The following is a 15416-nucleotide window of genomic DNA, read 5'->3' as shown; positions in this document are numbered from 1 at the left end:
TATGCTGGAAGGAATGTATTTCTGGAAAGATAAAAACGGCACGGTTTCAAAGCTAAAGCTGATTATAGGGATTTTGATTGTTCTTATTCTTATCGTCGGCGGCAGCGCGGGAGCCTGGTATTACTTCGTCATGCTTCCAGAAGCGAAGGCGAAAGAAGAGGCGATTGCACGCCAACAGCAGGCTGCCCAAAAACTGCGGGATGATATCGCAAAGGTTAAGAGTTTCTACACAAGTTCTCTGGCCGGCGGTGGTATTGATGAGACTGTATTATTGCTTGATGAAATGAAAAGAAGTGATAAGACACTTGAGATCATCCCGAAGGATAAATATGCGTTTTACTGTGATAACAAATCCTGCAAGTTTAGTTATACTTTTAATAAAGGGGCTTTATGGGTTTTGCCGGAAAAATCTTTCTGGGGTAAATGGTATAAACCTACAGTTATTGCAAAAGGGAAAGGGAACTCATCCGCAAAAAATAAGATGGATTTCCAGTACGATAAGATAGAGTCACGTCTGAATAAAAATAAGTACCAGGAAGCTTATGACCAAAAGAAACCACTTGAATTACACGCATGTAGCGATGTGGTTTCTTATATTATGACCTTCAACTCGATGGTTAAAGGTCAGGGTAAAAATGGTAAAAATATTGGCCAGATTGTGATTAAAAAAATGCCCGGATCCAGCCTTGGTGACCTTGAATCCACGCTTTCTGGGAAAGTGAAAAATTATGGGTTGCAGGTAGGTAAATGGGAGCTGGAAATAAAATCAGGTGAGAGTGCATTATCATCAGACGATATGACGAACATGCAGTTGTTACTTTATAAGCAAGCGTATCGCGATGCTTTTATTGTTAATAAATTAGAGACGAAAAACAAAGGAATGAAAGTTTCAGGAGGACTGGTATGCAAAAAGTAAAATCGATGGTAATGGCCAGTGCGTTAACGTTTTTGGTTGGGAGCGCAGAAGCCGCTCCGACAACTGACTTACCGCAGGTTCCGGCAAATAAAACGCAGCCCGTTCTCGTGAAAACTGGCGCAGAGGCAATGAAAAAAGAGCTTCACGATGCTAAGGCAAAACTCGTGTCAGCTCCGGCCAGAACTGCTCAGCAAAAGGCGGCTGAAAAGCCTGCGCTGGCTGCCCCAAACCTGGTATCAGCCCCACCGGCTGGTGAGAAAAAGAACAAAATTAAGCCTCAAACAACTGAAAAGCAGTCAGAAGAAGCTAAGCAGGAAGACGCGGCCAATACAGCGTCAGTCCAGGATCAGCTGGCGTCAATTGTTGAAGATGATTACGCCTTTGAACAGCAGCGCAGAAAACTGGCTAACGAGGTGGAGCTTGAAAAACTTCGCAGCCAGATTCGTAAACTCCGTGGCGAAGACAAGATGAAGGCTGCACCGCGGGTTGAAGCCCCGGCAGCGGTATCCAAGCCGCAGGCGCCAGTCGCTGCAGCGATTGTCATGCCGCGTGTGGTGCTGGAAGCCGATATCGGTGGCACAAATCGCGTTGCGGTGCAGAGCGGAGATACGCTTCGTTATGTTCGCCCGGGCGAAACGTTCGATGTGGGGGGCAGAAAGTTTAAGCTCGCTAAAGACAGGAAGTCAGTTGTAATGGCAGAGGAAGCAGTGCAGTGACATTGGATTTTACGCGTATATCAGCCGACGAATTGCTCGCTGGAAAATGGACTTACCAGGAATTCGAAGGGATCGGTTTCACGGCTACGGTCGAGGAGCACGATTACCTCGTGGTGAGTACGCTCAGTATCGGCAGCTTATTTGAATATCAGATACAGGTGTCGAGGCTGATTTCTCAGCACAAACGTCAGGTCATGGGCCTGGCGCTTGTCGCTGAAGAAGACTATTACCGTATCGTTGAGCACGTCTCATTGAAGCTGCTCAGCGATGCGAATAAAAACATCGATATTACCGATACACAGAAGCGGCTGGCAGCGATTCTTCAGCGCGTGGTTAGCATGGGCGCAAGTGATTTACACATTACGCGTAACGATGTGCTGGCACTCTTTGAGGCTCGCGTAAACGGCGTTTTAATGCCGTTCATGCAGCTTAAGTCCCAACTCTGCGATGAGCTGGTGTTCGTGCTTTACAACGTAGAAGCGACGACACGTGATACCACGTGGAACCGTGCTATCCCGCAAAACGCCAACATTCTTTACAACTTGTCCGGTAAGCCATATCGCTTCCGCTATGCTCACTTCCCGATATTTGGTGAAACGGCGGATTGTTACCATGCGGTTCTGCGTATTATTCCCTCAGGTTTGCAGAAGGGGAATATCGGCTCGCTGGTCAAAATCGGCATTTCTGAAGAGGAAGTGGCGGATCTAAAAAAAATCCTCAGCAACCCATACGGTGCTTACGTTATTGCGGGTACGACGGGTTCAGGTAAATCTACCACTCTGAAAAACCTGATGGAGTGGCTGCAAATCAACCGCTATGAAGATCGCGGTTGTTTTCTGACGGTAGAGGACCCGGTTGAGTATCAGATTTACGGCGCGAAGCAGAGCTCCGTGGTGGATGTTTCTGGCGGTGGTTTCCATGCCGCTATTAAGTCGGCCCTGCGCCGCGATCCCGATGTCCTGATGGTAGGGGAAATTCGAGACAACATTTCCGCTAACGCGCTGGCAGGGGCAGTAGAGAGTGGTCACTACTGCTTCACCACCGTGCACGCCGGTAATATTGTTTCGCTGCTGCAGCGTATGTCGGCTCTGGGGATCGGCAGTGACAAACTCTCAACTCCGGGGTTCGTCGCGGGGCTGCAGTGTCAGAAGCTGGTGCCGGTGCTGTGTGAAAACTGTAAGACCGTTATGGGTACAAAAACCATTTCCGGTCGTGAGTTTACTCTTTACACCGCTGGTGAAGGCGGCTGTGAGCAATGTCGTCAGAGCGGTATCAAAGGACGACAGCTGGCGATGGAATACTTCCTGCCAACCTATGACGAGCTGGCTGCTATCTCCAGGCAAGAATGGCTCAACGTTTATACGCTGTGGCGTAAAAAACGTGCTACAGCGCCTGGTTTGACAGAAGGTTTCGAAATCCGCGAAAAAGTGATGTCACATGTGCTGAAAGGGCGCATTGATGCCGCATGGTTTGCCATGGAGTTTGGCGAAATGACTGAAGAAGATCTGGAGATGATCGTTGAAAAAATTCGGTAAAAAACAGCGTTTATACCTTTACCAGTTTTGCGCCGATATGATTAGCGCAGGGTTGCCGCTATTCGATTCATTGCAAAAGCTGCAAACAGAAGGGCGTACGCTTCTGGGGAAAGGATTCAGTAATAAGCTGGGTGAGGTTATCCTGCAAATGAAGCAGGAGGTTTCAGTGTCTGCTGTATTCTCTGATGTCGTACCCAACTCAGAGCTCAGCGTGATTACGGCAGCAGAAAAAAGCGGAAGCCTCGCCGATGGTTTTTTGACGCTGGTAGCGGTCATTAAATATAATGACGAACTGCGAAAAAAAATTGTTGGTGCCCTGATTTTCCCGCTCATAATGATAAGCCTGTCACTGATCGTTATTGCGGGATATTCGCAAAAGGTCTTCCCGGCTTTCGCCTCGGTAGTCCCTGTGGAGAAATGGCCTGGCGTAACCCAGAATTTATATAATTTTGGTACCGCTCTGTATCAAGGGCTATGGGTGAAGATTCTGGTGGGGTTTATCATTTTCGTCTTTGTTGCCAAATTCGCCATGGCTAATTTGAGCGGTAACGTGCGTAATAAAATATTTGATAAAGTTTTGCCATTTTCCACTTACAGACAGCTCGCGTCATCCGTGTTTCTGAATAACCTTGCATTAATGCTCAGTAACAACATCCCCCTTACTGACTCTTTACATATTGTACGGCTTAACGCCAACCGTTGGTTACGTTGGCATATTGATGTGATGAATGACAAAATGGCGCAAGGGATCCACTACAGTAAGGCGCTATCGACAGGGCTACTCGGTAAAGAGGAATTGCTGAACATCAGTCTGTATGCTGAACTGCCCTCGTTTAATGAGGTATTACGCTCGGTGTCCGATCGTTCCCGCGACCATATTCAGGAGTACATCAAAAAGCTGGCCGGTTTATTAAAAAACCTCGCGACAGTTATTCTGGGGGGATGTGTGGTGTGGGTATTCATCTCATTGTTCGCACTGATGGATACGCTCTCCAAAACTGCTGGTGGCTAATTAAACTTCAATGTCAAATGGTTTTACGGAGAAAAGTAACCATTTGGCATTGTTGATCGTATCGGCGAAAGTCGCGGAAAATACTTCTACGATATACGTCGAGTTCTCGTCGTAAACGTTGCATTTCTGTAATTAATAAGGAAGTTTAAATGCGCCTGGAAGCGTTTTTCGCCCCTTACTACCCATGGCTGGCGTTAGTTTTAGGGTTATTGATTGGCAGTTTTCTTAACGTGGTGATATATCGTCTGCCAATCATGCTTTTCCGGGAGACGGCTGACGACGAGACGTTGAAAACATTGCCCAATGTCAATCTTTGGTGGCCGCCATCGCACTGCCCTCTTTGTCAGACACCCATTAAGCCGTGGGATAATATTCCGGTTTTAAGCTGGGTGTTCTTGCGTGGTAAATGCCGCTGCTGTAAAAGCACAATTCCGTTTCAATATCCCTTGAGCGAAGCGTTGATAGGGATCGGCTATTTCTTACTGGTTTTCTGCTATTACCCTCAGCATAGCCTGATCCAAATTGTGTTTGTGGCATTATTTTTAAGCCTGCTTTACACCCTGGCGATGATCGATCTGAAGACCTTTCTCCTGCCAGATAGCCTCGTATATTTTTTGCTCTGGGCTGGGTTGATCGCATCTGTCAGAAACATTATTCCTGTCTCCCCTCGTGATAGCGTTATTGGCGCTGCGTTTATTTGGGCGTTTAGCTGGATAATGGCAAAAGGATTTACGTGGGTAACCGGCCGGGAAGGATTTGGAAATGGTGACGTTAAACTCTTTGCGGCCTGCGCCGCGTGGATTGGCAGCGATAATGTTGGCCAATTAATGCTGGGGTCGGCGTCGCTGGGTGCCGTGTTCTTTTTAGTGCGCTGGATTTCAAACACACGCTCACAAAATAAAAAGAACACGGGGGGATATATTCCCTTCGGCCCCGCAATTGCAATTACCGCTGTCATCATTATGCACATGGAGGTGCTAACATAATGTCTTATCTGCTGTTATCCGGTGTGCTGTTAACCTTGCACCCCGCTTCGACGATTGGACCGGAGTGCTATTACACGACGTATCAAGGCTTGTCGCAGTTACTTAACGCAAAAACGCATTCGCCCGCTTTTCGGGTGAATGAATCGTCCGTGCGAACAACCTGTGATGACGATCCTGAGCGTATTCATTATCTCACCGTATCAGATACCGTCGCCTGGCTGGCACCGTATCTGCCGCCGGCACAGCATATATTTCATCGTCATCCGAAAGCCGATGGCCCTGAATACTGTTTTTCACAGCGCTATATTCGCTCTTTGCTGGGACGGTGGAATCACGCAACCGAACTAAATTATTTTGGGGAAATCAGTTGTAAAAAAAGTATTGCTCCCCCACCCGAGGAGCCACAAGACGAGCCTATCGTTGTGCCATTTGATCCTGCTTCACTGATCGTGAAAACGGATGAACCTGGCTCGCTTGAGGTCGCGCCAGATGATTCCTCTGACGAGGATATTCTTCCTGTGGATGGGGGAGCGGCAGTAAGTAGCGTGTTTTCGGTAATGAATTCCACGATCCCAACCAGTAGCGCACCTGCGCCGGTCTGGAAACCGTTATTAAGTCAAAAGGCAAGAGGGCAACAGTTCGTCTTCCCCTTACGCTCTGAGCCAGTGGTAACCTCGCCTTTTGGTATGCGTTATCACCCAATCGTGCATACGTTTATGCGTCATGAGGGTGTCGATCTTCGTGCAGCTTTGAATAGTGAAGTCATGTCTATTGCAGACGGCATGATTGTGGAAACAGGATATGGGCCTGTCACCGGTCTGTATATGACGATCCGTCATCCCGACGGCTGGAGCAGCCGATATTTGCACCTTAATAAGCTGCTGATGATAAAAAATCAGTATGTTCAGAAAGGGGATGTGATTGCGTTGTCGGGTAACACGGGGCGCACCGATGGGCCCCACCTGCATCTTGAGATCATTCATGATGATAAATTGCTTGACCCGATGACGCTGCTTTTTGAACCGGCTGGTGAAAGACGTGAACGGACCATCGAGCAGACGAGTGCTGCACCGGAGCCAGTACCGGCACCCGAACCTGTCGATATGACCCCGAAAATTGCGGTGATCGCGGGGGAAGGGGATTCTGTGCAAATTGGGGTACGAACCGGGCGAAAAATGACCATGTATTCGCCCCAGGAGATCATTGAAACAGATGACGGTGACTGGCGAATCGTGAAAAAATTTGGAAAGTACAGGCTGAAAAAGATCGATCAAGCTAATTCCAAAGCAAAATAATAAGGTTTCCCGGTTTAGAGCGTTGTTTTATGGTCGTTTAAAAATCACTTTGATGGTTTTTTCCTCACTTGATAAAATGGAACGAAAATGCCCTTGCGAAGGCCATTCGCTTTGGTTAGTATTCACACCCGCTTCAGTGGGAAACAAAAATCCTGCTAATTGGTCGAAGCATTGGTATGCGGCAAATCCGCAAGGAACAGGTTGATTATGTACGAAGCTCTTTTAGTTGTTTTCCTTATTGTAGCCATCGCTCTCGTAGCGCTGATTATGCTGCAGCAAGGTAAAGGCGCTGATATGGGAGCCTCCTTCGGAGCAGGCGCTTCCGGTACGCTGTTTGGTTCAAGTGGTTCTGCGAACTTCATGACCCGCACAACGGCGATTCTGGCTACGCTGTTCTTCATCATCAGTCTGGTGCTGGGCAATATCAACAGCAACAAGACCAGTAAAGGAAGTGAGTGGGAAAATCTGAGCGCGCCAGCGAAAACTGAGCAGACTCAGCCAGCTGCACCGGCTAAGCCAACCAGCGATATCCCGCAGTAAGTATTCCGTACCGAGGTGGTGGAATTGGTAGACACGCTACCTTGAGGTGGTAGTGCCCTAACGGGCTTGTGGGTTCGAGTCCCATCCTCGGTACCAATATTCCAGAAAAAAGACGTCGAAAGACGTCTTTTTTTTCGTCTGTAGCGTTTGCCGTTCGTAGGCCCGGTAAGCGCAGCGCCACCGGGCAAAATGGCGGGTGGCGCTGCGCTTACCCGCCCTACAAAAGCCAAACAAAAAGGCGCCCATTGGGCGCCTTTTGCATGTTACATCAGCGATTACTTCTTATCGCTATGTTTAAGGTTCTCAACCTGCGGCAGACCGTTACCGGAATTCGCGGAGAGCAGACCATTCTCAACGTAGTTGAACAGCTTCTCCCGGGTATCGGTGATGTCCAGGTTACGCATGGTCAACTGACCAATACGGTCGTCCGGAGAAAACACAGACTCACCTTTCTCCATGGTCAGACGCTCTGCTTTATAGGTCAGGTTGTCCGACACGGTGTTCAGGATGGAGTAGTCGTTACCGCGACGCAGTTCCAGCGTCACTTCACCGGTGATCGCGCTTGCCACCCAACGCTGCAGCGCATCACGCAGCATCAGCGCCTGTGGATCGAACCAGCGACCCTGATACAGCAGTTTGCCCAGCTGACGGCCATGAGAGTGATACTGCTCAATGGTGTCTTCGTTGTGAATGCCGGTCAGCAGACGCTCGTACGCGATGTGCAGCAGTGCCATCCCCGGAGCCTCATAGATGCCGCGGCTTTTCGCTTCGATGATACGGTTTTCAATCTGATCGCTCATGCCCAGACCGTGACGACCGCCGATGCGGTTTGCTTCCAGCATCAGTTCCACATCGTCAGAGAAGGTCTTGCCGTTCAGCGCAACCGGATGGCCGCGTTCGAAACGTACGGTCACTTCTTCTGCCGGGATCTTCACGTTCTCGTCCCAGAACTTCACGCCCATGATCGGGTTAACGATCTTCACGCTGGAATTCAGGAACTCCAGGTCTTTCGCTTCGTGCGTCGCACCCAGCATGTTGGAGTCGGTGGAGTAGGCTTTCTCGACGGACATCTTATAGTCAAAACCGCAGGCAATCATAAACTCGGACATCTCATGGCGGCCGCCCAGTTCGTCGATGAAGTCGGTGTCCAGCCACGGCTTGTAGATCTGCAGTTCTGCGTTGGTCAGCAGGCCATAACGATAGAAACGTTCTATATCGTTACCTTTATAGGTGCTGCCGTCACCCCAAATGTTCACGCCATCTTCTTTCATGGCGGCAACCAGCATGGTGCCAGTGACGGCACGGCCCAGCGGGGTGGTGTTAAAATAGGTCAGGCCGCCGGTAGTGTTATGGAACGCACCGCACTGAATAGCCGCGATACCTTCTGCAACCAGTTGCTTACGGCAGTCAATCAGTCGTGCGTTTTCTGCACCATACTCTTTAGCGCGACGAGGAATAGCATCATAGTCGTCCTCATCCGGCTGACCCAGGTTCGCAGTATATGCATACGGAACCGCTCCCTTCTGGCGCATCCACAGCAGTGCAGCGCTGGTATCCAGGCCGCCTGAGAAAGCGATGCCAATACGTTGTCCTACCGGAAGATGCTTGAGAATCGTCGTCATAGAATAAAACCCTGCTTGATTGACTGATTAGAGACCGCTTTCGTTCTCTTGTGCATTTTTATGCAAAATAAGTGAGTATTCATTTAATCATCTTTTATCGAATACCGGAAGAGACTCGTGCGTTTTTTGTAAAAATTTTGGTCTGTTCTGTCTGGCGGAAGTCGCCTTGACAGGTGGGGTCAACTATCAATATACTAAACGCCGATTTTACGTCCCGTCTTCGGTACCAAATCCCAGCATTATTTGCAAATTCTGTCCAAAACGCGTAGAATTTGCCACGTTTCAGGCGCGGGGTGGAGCAGCCTGGTAGCTCGTCGGGCTCATAACCCGAAGGTCGTCGGTTCAAATCCGGCCCCCGCAACCACTTTCCCATAAAGTTCTTTTTCAAATATACTGTGAAGACTTAGAGCCTTCGTAGCTGGATTTGAAAAAATTCTTTCGGAGAGTGCTCCAGGCCACAGTTGTGGCTATAGGGTTCAGTTATCTAAAGCCCCGATTTATCGGGGTTTTTTGTTATCTGACTACAGAATAACTGGGCTTTACGCCCTTTTTTTATGTCTTGGGGGTGGGCTTGTCCACATTAGAGCAAAAATTAACAGAGATGATTACTGCACCGGTCGAAGCACTGGGCTACGAACTGGTCGGCATCGAATTCGTTCGCGGCCGTACATCGACGCTGCGCATCTATATTGATAGTGAAGATGGCATCAATGTTGATGATTGTGCTGATGTCAGCCACCAGGTGAGTGCGGTTCTTGATGTTGAAGACCCAATTACCGTTGCGTACAACCTGGAAGTTTCCTCACCTGGCCTGGATCGCCCGATGTTCACGGCCGAGCACTATGTGCGCTTTACCGGTGAAGAAGTGGCTCTCGTTCTGCGTATGGCCGTACAGAACCGCCGTAAATGGCAGGGAATTATCAAAGCCGTTGATGGTGAAATGATCACGGTGACAGTCGAAGGCAAAGATGAAGTGTTCGCGCTGAGTAATATCCAGAAGGCGAACCTGGTTCCCCACTTTTAACAGTCTGGATTGAGGTGAAAAGCCCGCGATGAACAAAGAAATTTTGGCTGTTGTTGAAGCCGTCTCCAACGAGAAATCACTGCCGCGCGAGAAAATTTTCGAAGCGCTGGAAAGTGCACTGGCTACAGCAACCAAGAAAAAATACGAACAAGAGATCGATGTTCGCGTAGAAATCGATCGTAAAAGCGGTGACTTCGATACATTCCGTCGTTGGGTAATCGTTGAAGAAGTGACCCAGCCGACCAAAGAGATCACCCTGGAAGCCGCACGTTTTGAAGACGAAAGTCTGAACGTGGGTGACTACGTTGAAGATCAGATTGAATCTGTCACCTTCGACCGTATCACCACCCAGACCGCTAAGCAGGTTATCGTGCAGAAAGTGCGCGAAGCCGAGCGCGCGCTGGTTGTCGATCAGTTCCGCGATCAGGAAGGCGAAATCATCACTGGCGTGGTGAAGAAAGTGAACCGCGACAACATCTCTCTGGAAATTAAATCCGAAGGGATGCCAGGTAACGCTGAAGCCGTGATCCTGCGTGAAGATATGCTGCCGCGTGAAAACTTCCGCCCGGGCGACCGTATTCGTGGTGTTCTGTACGCCGTGCGCCCTGAAGCGCGTGGTGCGCAGCTGTTCGTGACCCGTTCTAAACCAGAAATGCTGGTTGAACTGTTCCGCATCGAAGTGCCGGAAATCGGCGAAGAAGTCATTGAGATCAAAGCAGCAGCTCGCGATCCGGGCTCCCGTGCGAAAATTGCGGTGAAAACCAACGACAAGCGTATCGATCCGGTCGGGGCTTGCGTCGGCATGCGCGGTGCGCGCGTTCAGGCGGTTTCTACTGAACTGGGCGGCGAGCGTATTGATATCGTTCTGTGGGACGACAACCCGGCGCAGTTTGTGATCAACGCAATGGCTCCGGCCGATGTGGCGTCTATCGTTGTTGACGAAGACAAACACACCATGGATATCGCTGTTGAAGCGGGCAACCTGGCGCAGGCGATTGGCCGTAACGGTCAGAACGTACGTCTGGCGTCACAGCTGAGCGGCTGGGAACTCAACGTCATGACCGTTGATGACCTGCAGGCTAAGCATCAGGCTGAAGCCCATGCAGCGATCGATACCTTCACCAAATACCTCGACATTGACGAAGACTTCGCCACTGTTCTGGTAGAAGAAGGTTTCTCTACGCTGGAAGAACTGGCCTATGTGCCAATGAAAGAGCTGCTGGAAATTGACGGTCTGGATGAACCAACCGTTGAAGCCCTGCGTGAACGCGCTAAAAACGCACTGACCACCCTGGCACTGGCTCAGGAAGAAAGCCTTGGCGATAAGAAGCCGGCTGATGACCTGCTGAATCTGGAAGGTCTTGATCGTGCGATTGCGTTCAAGCTGGCTGCCCGTGGTGTTTGTACGCTGGAAGATCTCGCTGAGCAAGGCGTTGATGACCTGGCCGATATCGAAGGTTTAACCGACGAGAAAGCCGGCGAACTCATCATGGCCGCACGTAATATTTGCTGGTTCGGCGACGAAGCGTAATAAACTGTAGCAGGAAGGAACAGCATGACTGATGTAACTGTAAAATCGCTGGCTGCTGAGATTCAGACCTCCGTGGACCGCCTGGTACAGCAATTTGCTGATGCAGGGATCCCGAAGTCCGCTGATGACTCGGTGACCGCGCAAGAAAAACAAACCTTGTTAACGCATCTGAACCGTGAACACGGTTCTACGCCTGACAAGTTAACGCTGCAGCGCAAAACGCGCAGCACGTTAAACATCCCTGGTACCGGTGGCAAAAGTAAATCGGTACAAATTGAAGTCCGCAAGACGCGCACCTTTGTAAAACGTGATCCGCAAGAGGCAGAGCGCCTTGCCGCGGAAGAGCAGGCACAGCGTGAAGCGGAAGAACAAGCTCAGCGTGAGGCGGAAGCAGCCGCCAAACGTGAAGCAGAATTAAAAGCTGAACGTGAGGCCGCAGAAAAAGCGAAACGCGACGCCAGTGATAAAGTGAAGCGTGACGCTGCGGAAAAAGACAAAGTGAGCAATCAACAGACAGACGAAATGACCAAAACCGCCCAGGCTGAAAAAGCCCGCCGTGAAAATGAAGCTGCCGAGCTGAAGCGTAAAGCGGAAGAAGAAGCCCGCCGTAAGCTGGAAGAAGAAGCTCGCCGCGTCGCTGAAGAAGCGCGCCGTATGGCAGAAGAAAACGAGAAGAATGGCGTGAATACCGCTGAACTGACTGAAGATACCAGCGACTATCACGTGACCACTTCTCAGCATGCGCGTCAGGCTGAAGATGATAACGACCGTGAAGTAGAAGGCGGTCGTGGCCGTGGTCGTAATGCAAAAGCCGCGCGTCCGGCGAAGAAAGGCAACAAACACGCTGAATCTAAAGCTGATCGCGAAGAAGCACGTGCAGCGGTTCGTGGTGGTAAAGGCGGTAAGCGTAAAGGTTCTTCTCTGCAGCAGGGCTTCCAGAAGCCAGCTCAGGCGGTTAACCGTGACGTTGTGATTGGTGAAACCATCACCGTTGGCGATCTGGCGAACAAGATGGCGGTTAAAGGCTCTCAGGTCATCAAAGCGATGATGAAGCTGGGCGCAATGGCGACCATCAACCAGGTTATCGACCAGGAAACCGCACAGCTGGTTGCCGAAGAGATGGGCCACAAAGTTATCCTGCGTCGTGAAAACGAGCTGGAAGAAGCAGTAATGAGCGACCGTGACACTGGCGCTGCGGCTGAACCGCGTGCACCGGTTGTGACCATCATGGGTCACGTTGACCACGGTAAAACCTCTCTGCTCGACTACATTCGTTCTACGAAGGTTGCCTCCGGCGAAGCGGGTGGTATTACCCAGCACATCGGTGCTTACCACGTAGAAACTGAAAACGGCATGATCACCTTCCTGGATACCCCAGGCCACGCAGCGTTCACCTCAATGCGTGCTCGTGGTGCTCAGGCAACGGATATCGTTGTACTGGTTGTTGCTGCAGACGATGGCGTCATGCCACAGACCATTGAAGCTATCCAGCACGCAAAAGCGGCGCAGGTGCCTTTGGTTGTTGCAGTCAACAAAATCGATAAGCCAGAAGCCGATCTGGACCGCGTGAAGAACGAACTGTCTCAGTACGGTGTTATGCCGGAAGAGTGGGGCGGCGAAGCGCAGTTCATCCCAGTATCTGCTAAAGCGGGTACCGGTATTGACGACCTGCTGAACGCTATCCTGCTGCAGGCTGAAGTTCTGGAGCTGAAAGCGATTCGCAATGGTATGGCGAGCGGCGCGGTAATCGAATCCTTCCTTGATAAAGGTCGTGGTCCGGTTGCTACCGTTCTGGTTCGTGAAGGTACCCTGAACAAGGGCGACATCGTTCTGTGTGGCTTCGAATACGGCCGCGTTCGTGCGATGCGTAACGAACTGGGCCAGGAAGTGCTGGAAGCGGGTCCGTCCATTCCAGTGGAAATCCTGGGTCTGTCCGGTGTTCCGGCTGCGGGTGACGAAGTGACCGTAGTGCGTGACGAGAAGAAAGCGCGTGAAGTTGCTCTGTATCGTCAGGGTAAATTCCGTGAAGTTAAGCTGGCTCGTCAGCAGAAATCTAAACTCGAGAACATGTTCGCGAACATGACCGAAGGCGAAGTGCACGAAGTGAACGTTGTACTGAAAGCCGACGTTCAGGGCTCTGTGGAAGCGATTTCCGACTCCTTGCTGAAACTGTCTACTGACGAAGTGAAAGTGAAGATCATCGGTTCTGGCGTAGGTGGTATCACCGAAACCGACGCGACCCTGGCTGCAGCATCTAACGCCATCCTGGTTGGCTTCAACGTGCGTGCTGATGCATCTGCTCGCCGCGTGATCGAAGCGGAAAGCCTGGATCTGCGCTACTACTCCGTCATCTATAACCTGATTGACGAAGTGAAAGCGGCGATGAGCGGTATGCTGTCTCCTGAGCTGAAACAGCAGATCATCGGTCTGGCTGAAGTGCGTGATGTATTCAAATCACCGAAATTCGGCGCGATCGCGGGCTGTATGGTTACCGAAGGTACCATCAAACGTCACAACCCAATCCGCGTACTGCGTGACAACGTGGTTATCTACGAAGGCGAGCTGGAATCCCTGCGCCGCTTCAAAGATGACGTTAACGAAGTCCGTAACGGCATGGAATGTGGTATCGGCGTGAAGAACTACAACGACGTTCGCGTTGGCGATATGATCGAAGTGTTCGAAATCATCGAGATCCAACGCAGCATCGACTAATCCCGTCGGGATCAGTCCATATGTAGGCCGGGATTGCCTCGTGCCACCCGGCAATAATTTTAAAAGGGGCTTTTAGCCCCTTTTTTGTCTGGAGAATTTATTATGGCGAAAGAATTTGGTCGCCCACAGCGCGTGGCGCAGGAAATGCAAAAAGAGATCGCACTCATCCTGCAACGCGAAATTAAAGACCCGCGTATCGGTATGATGACCACCGTCTCTGGCGTGGAAATGTCTCGTGACCTGGCCTATGCCAAAGTGTTCGTGACCTTCCTGAACGATCAGGACGAAGCGGCGGTGAAAAACGGCATTAAAGCACTGCAGGAAGCCTCCGGGTTTATCCGCTCTCTGCTCGGCAAAGCGATGCGCCTGCGTATCGTGCCAGAGCTGACCTTCTTCTACGACAACTCGCTGGTTGAAGGTATGCGCATGTCCAACCTGGTGACCAGCGTGGTGAAACATGACGACGAACGTCGTGTTAACCCGACGGACGACAGCAAGGAGGACTGATGAGTCGTCCTCGTCGTCGCGGTCGTGACGTGCATGGCGTGCTGCTGCTGGATAAACCGCAGGGTGCCTCCAGCAACGACGTGCTGCAAAAAGTGAAGCGTATTTTTAATGCCAACCGTGCGGGCCACACCGGCGCGCTCGATCCGCTGGCGACCGGTATGCTGCCGGTCTGCCTGGGGGAGGCGACAAAGTTTTCCCAGTACCTGCTCGACTCGGATAAGCGTTATCGCGTTATCGCGAAGCTAGGCCAGCGTACGGATACCTCCGACGCGGATGGTCAGGTGGTGGAAGAGCGCCCGGTGACCTTCAGCGCTGAACAGCTTGATGCGGCGCTGGAGAGCTTCCGCGGTGACACGATGCAGGTGCCGTCGATGTATTCGGCTCTGAAATACCAGGGTAAGAAACTCTACGAATATGCACGCCAGGGCATCGAGGTTCCGCGTGAAGCCCGTCCGATTACCGTGTATGAGCTGCTGTTCATTCGCCACGAAGGCGATGAGCTTGAGCTGGAAGTGCACTGTTCGAAAGGGACCTATATTCGCACCATCATCGACGACCTGGGTGAAAAGCTGGGCTGCGGCGCGCATGTGATCTACCTGCGTCGTCTGGCGGTCAGCAAGTATCCGGTGGAACGCATGGTGACGCTTGAGCAGCTGCGCGCGCTGGTTGAACAGGCGGAAGCGCAGGGGATCGCGCCGGCAGATTTGTTAGATCCTTTGCTGATGCCAATGGACAGTCCGGCTGCGGACTTCCCGGTAGTTAATCTTCCTTTAACATCGTCCGTTTACTTTAAGAACGGCAATCCGGTTCGCACGGCGGATGCACCGCTGGAAGGGCTTGTGCGCGTGACGGAAGGTGAGGAAGGAAAATTCATCGGTATGGGCGAAATGGACGGTGAAGGGCGCGTTGCGCCGCGTCGTCTGGTCGTCGAATATCCGGTCGACGCGTGACGGCGATAACGGCTCACCTTGCGATAAGCAGGGGAGACGAGTAGAATATCGCCGCTTAACGTCCGGTAAA

13 protein-coding genes and 2 tRNA genes are annotated in these 15416 nt (G+C 51.1%); 14 read left to right on the top strand and 1 reads right to left on the bottom strand.

All coding sequences use genetic code 11. The features are described 5' to 3' along the window. Position 1: 1 nt before the first annotated feature. The 8 genes from V1603_RS00165 to V1603_RS00130 all read left to right on the top strand — a co-directional run bounded on the left by V1603_RS00165 (position 2) and on the right by V1603_RS00130 (position 7096). Entirely contained in the window at positions 2-916 is a 915-nt protein-coding gene (locus V1603_RS00165) for a hypothetical protein (RefSeq protein WP_233002717.1), read from the top strand. Continuing rightward, positions 904-1632: a hypothetical protein gene (locus V1603_RS00160; RefSeq protein ID WP_233002718.1), complete on the top strand. Its 729-nt coding sequence runs from the start codon at positions 904-906 to the stop codon at positions 1630-1632. The genes V1603_RS00165 and V1603_RS00160 overlap by 13 nt, the downstream gene beginning before the upstream one ends. Before the next feature lie 194 nt (positions 1633-1826). Further along, positions 1827-3167: an ATPase, T2SS/T4P/T4SS family gene (locus V1603_RS00155; RefSeq protein ID WP_395314012.1), complete on the top strand. Its 1341-nt coding sequence runs from the start codon at positions 1827-1829 to the stop codon at positions 3165-3167. After that, positions 3151-4179 carry a type II secretion system F family protein gene (locus V1603_RS00150; RefSeq protein WP_395313364.1) on the top strand — a complete coding sequence of 343 codons (1029 nt, stop codon included), beginning with the start codon at positions 3151-3153 and terminating at the stop codon, positions 4177-4179. Before V1603_RS00155 ends, V1603_RS00150 begins: the two co-directional genes overlap by 17 nt. 149 nt (positions 4180-4328) lie before the next feature. Then, positions 4329-5165 (top strand): A24 family peptidase, encoded by an 837-nt coding sequence (locus tag V1603_RS00145; protein WP_233002720.1) that lies wholly within the window; start codon positions 4329-4331, stop codon positions 5163-5165. Next, positions 5165-6460, top strand: a complete 1296-nt coding sequence (locus tag V1603_RS00140; protein ID WP_395313363.1) for a M23 family metallopeptidase — start codon at positions 5165-5167, stop codon at positions 6458-6460. Before V1603_RS00145 ends, V1603_RS00140 begins: the two co-directional genes overlap by 1 nt. Before the next feature lie 207 nt (positions 6461-6667). Continuing rightward, the gene (secG, locus tag V1603_RS00135; protein ID WP_021242256.1) at positions 6668-7000 is read left to right on the top strand and encodes a preprotein translocase subunit SecG; all 333 of its coding nucleotides are present in this window, start codon (positions 6668-6670) and stop codon (positions 6998-7000) included. Positions 7001-7009: 9 nt separating this feature from the next. Beyond that, positions 7010-7096, top strand: a tRNA-Leu gene (locus V1603_RS00130). A 179-nt stretch (positions 7097-7275) separates the two neighbouring features. Here the strand turns inward: V1603_RS00130 and argG are convergent. Continuing rightward, the gene (gene argG, locus V1603_RS00125) at positions 7276-8622 is read right to left on the bottom strand and encodes an argininosuccinate synthase (RefSeq protein ID WP_395313362.1); all 1347 of its coding nucleotides are present in this window, start codon (positions 8620-8622) and stop codon (positions 7276-7278) included. A gap of 287 nt (positions 8623-8909) precedes the next feature. Here argG and V1603_RS00120 point away from each other — a divergent pair. The 6 genes from V1603_RS00120 to truB all read left to right on the top strand — a co-directional run bounded on the left by V1603_RS00120 (position 8910) and on the right by truB (position 15346). Further along, a tRNA-Met gene (locus V1603_RS00120) sits at positions 8910-8986 on the top strand. A 207-nt stretch (positions 8987-9193) separates the two neighbouring features. Then, positions 9194-9646, top strand: a complete 453-nt coding sequence (gene rimP / locus V1603_RS00115; protein ID WP_014833432.1) for a ribosome maturation factor RimP — start codon at positions 9194-9196, stop codon at positions 9644-9646. Between the two features lie 28 nt (positions 9647-9674). Beyond that, positions 9675-11177, top strand: coding sequence for a transcription termination factor NusA (nusA, locus tag V1603_RS00110; protein ID WP_014885374.1), 1503 nt, complete (start codon positions 9675-9677; stop codon positions 11175-11177). Positions 11178-11201: 24 nt separating this feature from the next. After that, a complete protein-coding gene (infB, locus tag V1603_RS00105; RefSeq protein WP_116342265.1) occupies positions 11202-13889 on the top strand; it encodes a translation initiation factor IF-2 in 2688 nt (895 codons plus the stop codon). Between the two features lie 102 nt (positions 13890-13991). Then, positions 13992-14396 carry a 30S ribosome-binding factor RbfA gene (gene rbfA / locus V1603_RS00100; protein WP_041907887.1) on the top strand — a complete coding sequence of 135 codons (405 nt, stop codon included), beginning with the start codon at positions 13992-13994 and terminating at the stop codon, positions 14394-14396. Further along, a complete protein-coding gene (truB, locus tag V1603_RS00095; RefSeq protein ID WP_116342263.1) occupies positions 14396-15346 on the top strand; it encodes a tRNA pseudouridine(55) synthase TruB in 951 nt (316 codons plus the stop codon). Before rbfA ends, truB begins: the two co-directional genes overlap by 1 nt. Positions 15347-15416 lie beyond the last annotated feature (70 nt).

Source organism: Enterobacter sp. ECC-219, assembly GCF_043966805.1.
GTDB classification, from domain to species: Bacteria; Pseudomonadota; Gammaproteobacteria; order Enterobacterales; family Enterobacteriaceae; genus Enterobacter; species Enterobacter cloacae_N.
The sequence above is the reverse complement of the archived record's forward strand: the minus strand, read 5'-3'. Positions and strand labels throughout refer to the sequence as shown.

Bases quoted from the DNA above. Each gene is read 5' to 3' on its own strand.
- rbfA (WP_041907887.1), top strand. From the start codon at position 13,992: ATGGCGAAAGAATTTGGTCGCCCACAGCGCGTGGCGCAGGAAATGCAA.
- truB (WP_116342263.1), top strand. From the start codon at position 14,396: ATGAGTCGTCCTCGTCGTCGCGGTCGTGACGTGCATGGCGTGCTGCTG.
- nusA (WP_014885374.1), top strand. From the start codon at position 9,675: ATGAACAAAGAAATTTTGGCTGTTGTTGAAGCCGTCTCCAACGAGAAA.
- V1603_RS00160 (WP_233002718.1), top strand. From the start codon at position 904: ATGCAAAAAGTAAAATCGATGGTAATGGCCAGTGCGTTAACGTTTTTG.
- infB (WP_116342265.1), top strand. From the start codon at position 11,202: ATGACTGATGTAACTGTAAAATCGCTGGCTGCTGAGATTCAGACCTCC.
- secG (WP_021242256.1), top strand. From the start codon at position 6,668: ATGTACGAAGCTCTTTTAGTTGTTTTCCTTATTGTAGCCATCGCTCTC.
- V1603_RS00145 (WP_233002720.1), top strand. From the start codon at position 4,329: ATGCGCCTGGAAGCGTTTTTCGCCCCTTACTACCCATGGCTGGCGTTA.
- argG (WP_395313362.1), bottom strand. From the start codon at position 8,622: ATGACGACGATTCTCAAGCATCTTCCGGTAGGACAACGTATTGGCATC.
- V1603_RS00140 (WP_395313363.1), top strand. From the start codon at position 5,165: ATGTCTTATCTGCTGTTATCCGGTGTGCTGTTAACCTTGCACCCCGCT.
- V1603_RS00165 (WP_233002717.1), top strand. From the start codon at position 2: ATGCTGGAAGGAATGTATTTCTGGAAAGATAAAAACGGCACGGTTTCA.
- V1603_RS00155 (WP_395314012.1), top strand. From the start codon at position 1,827: ATGGGCCTGGCGCTTGTCGCTGAAGAAGACTATTACCGTATCGTTGAG.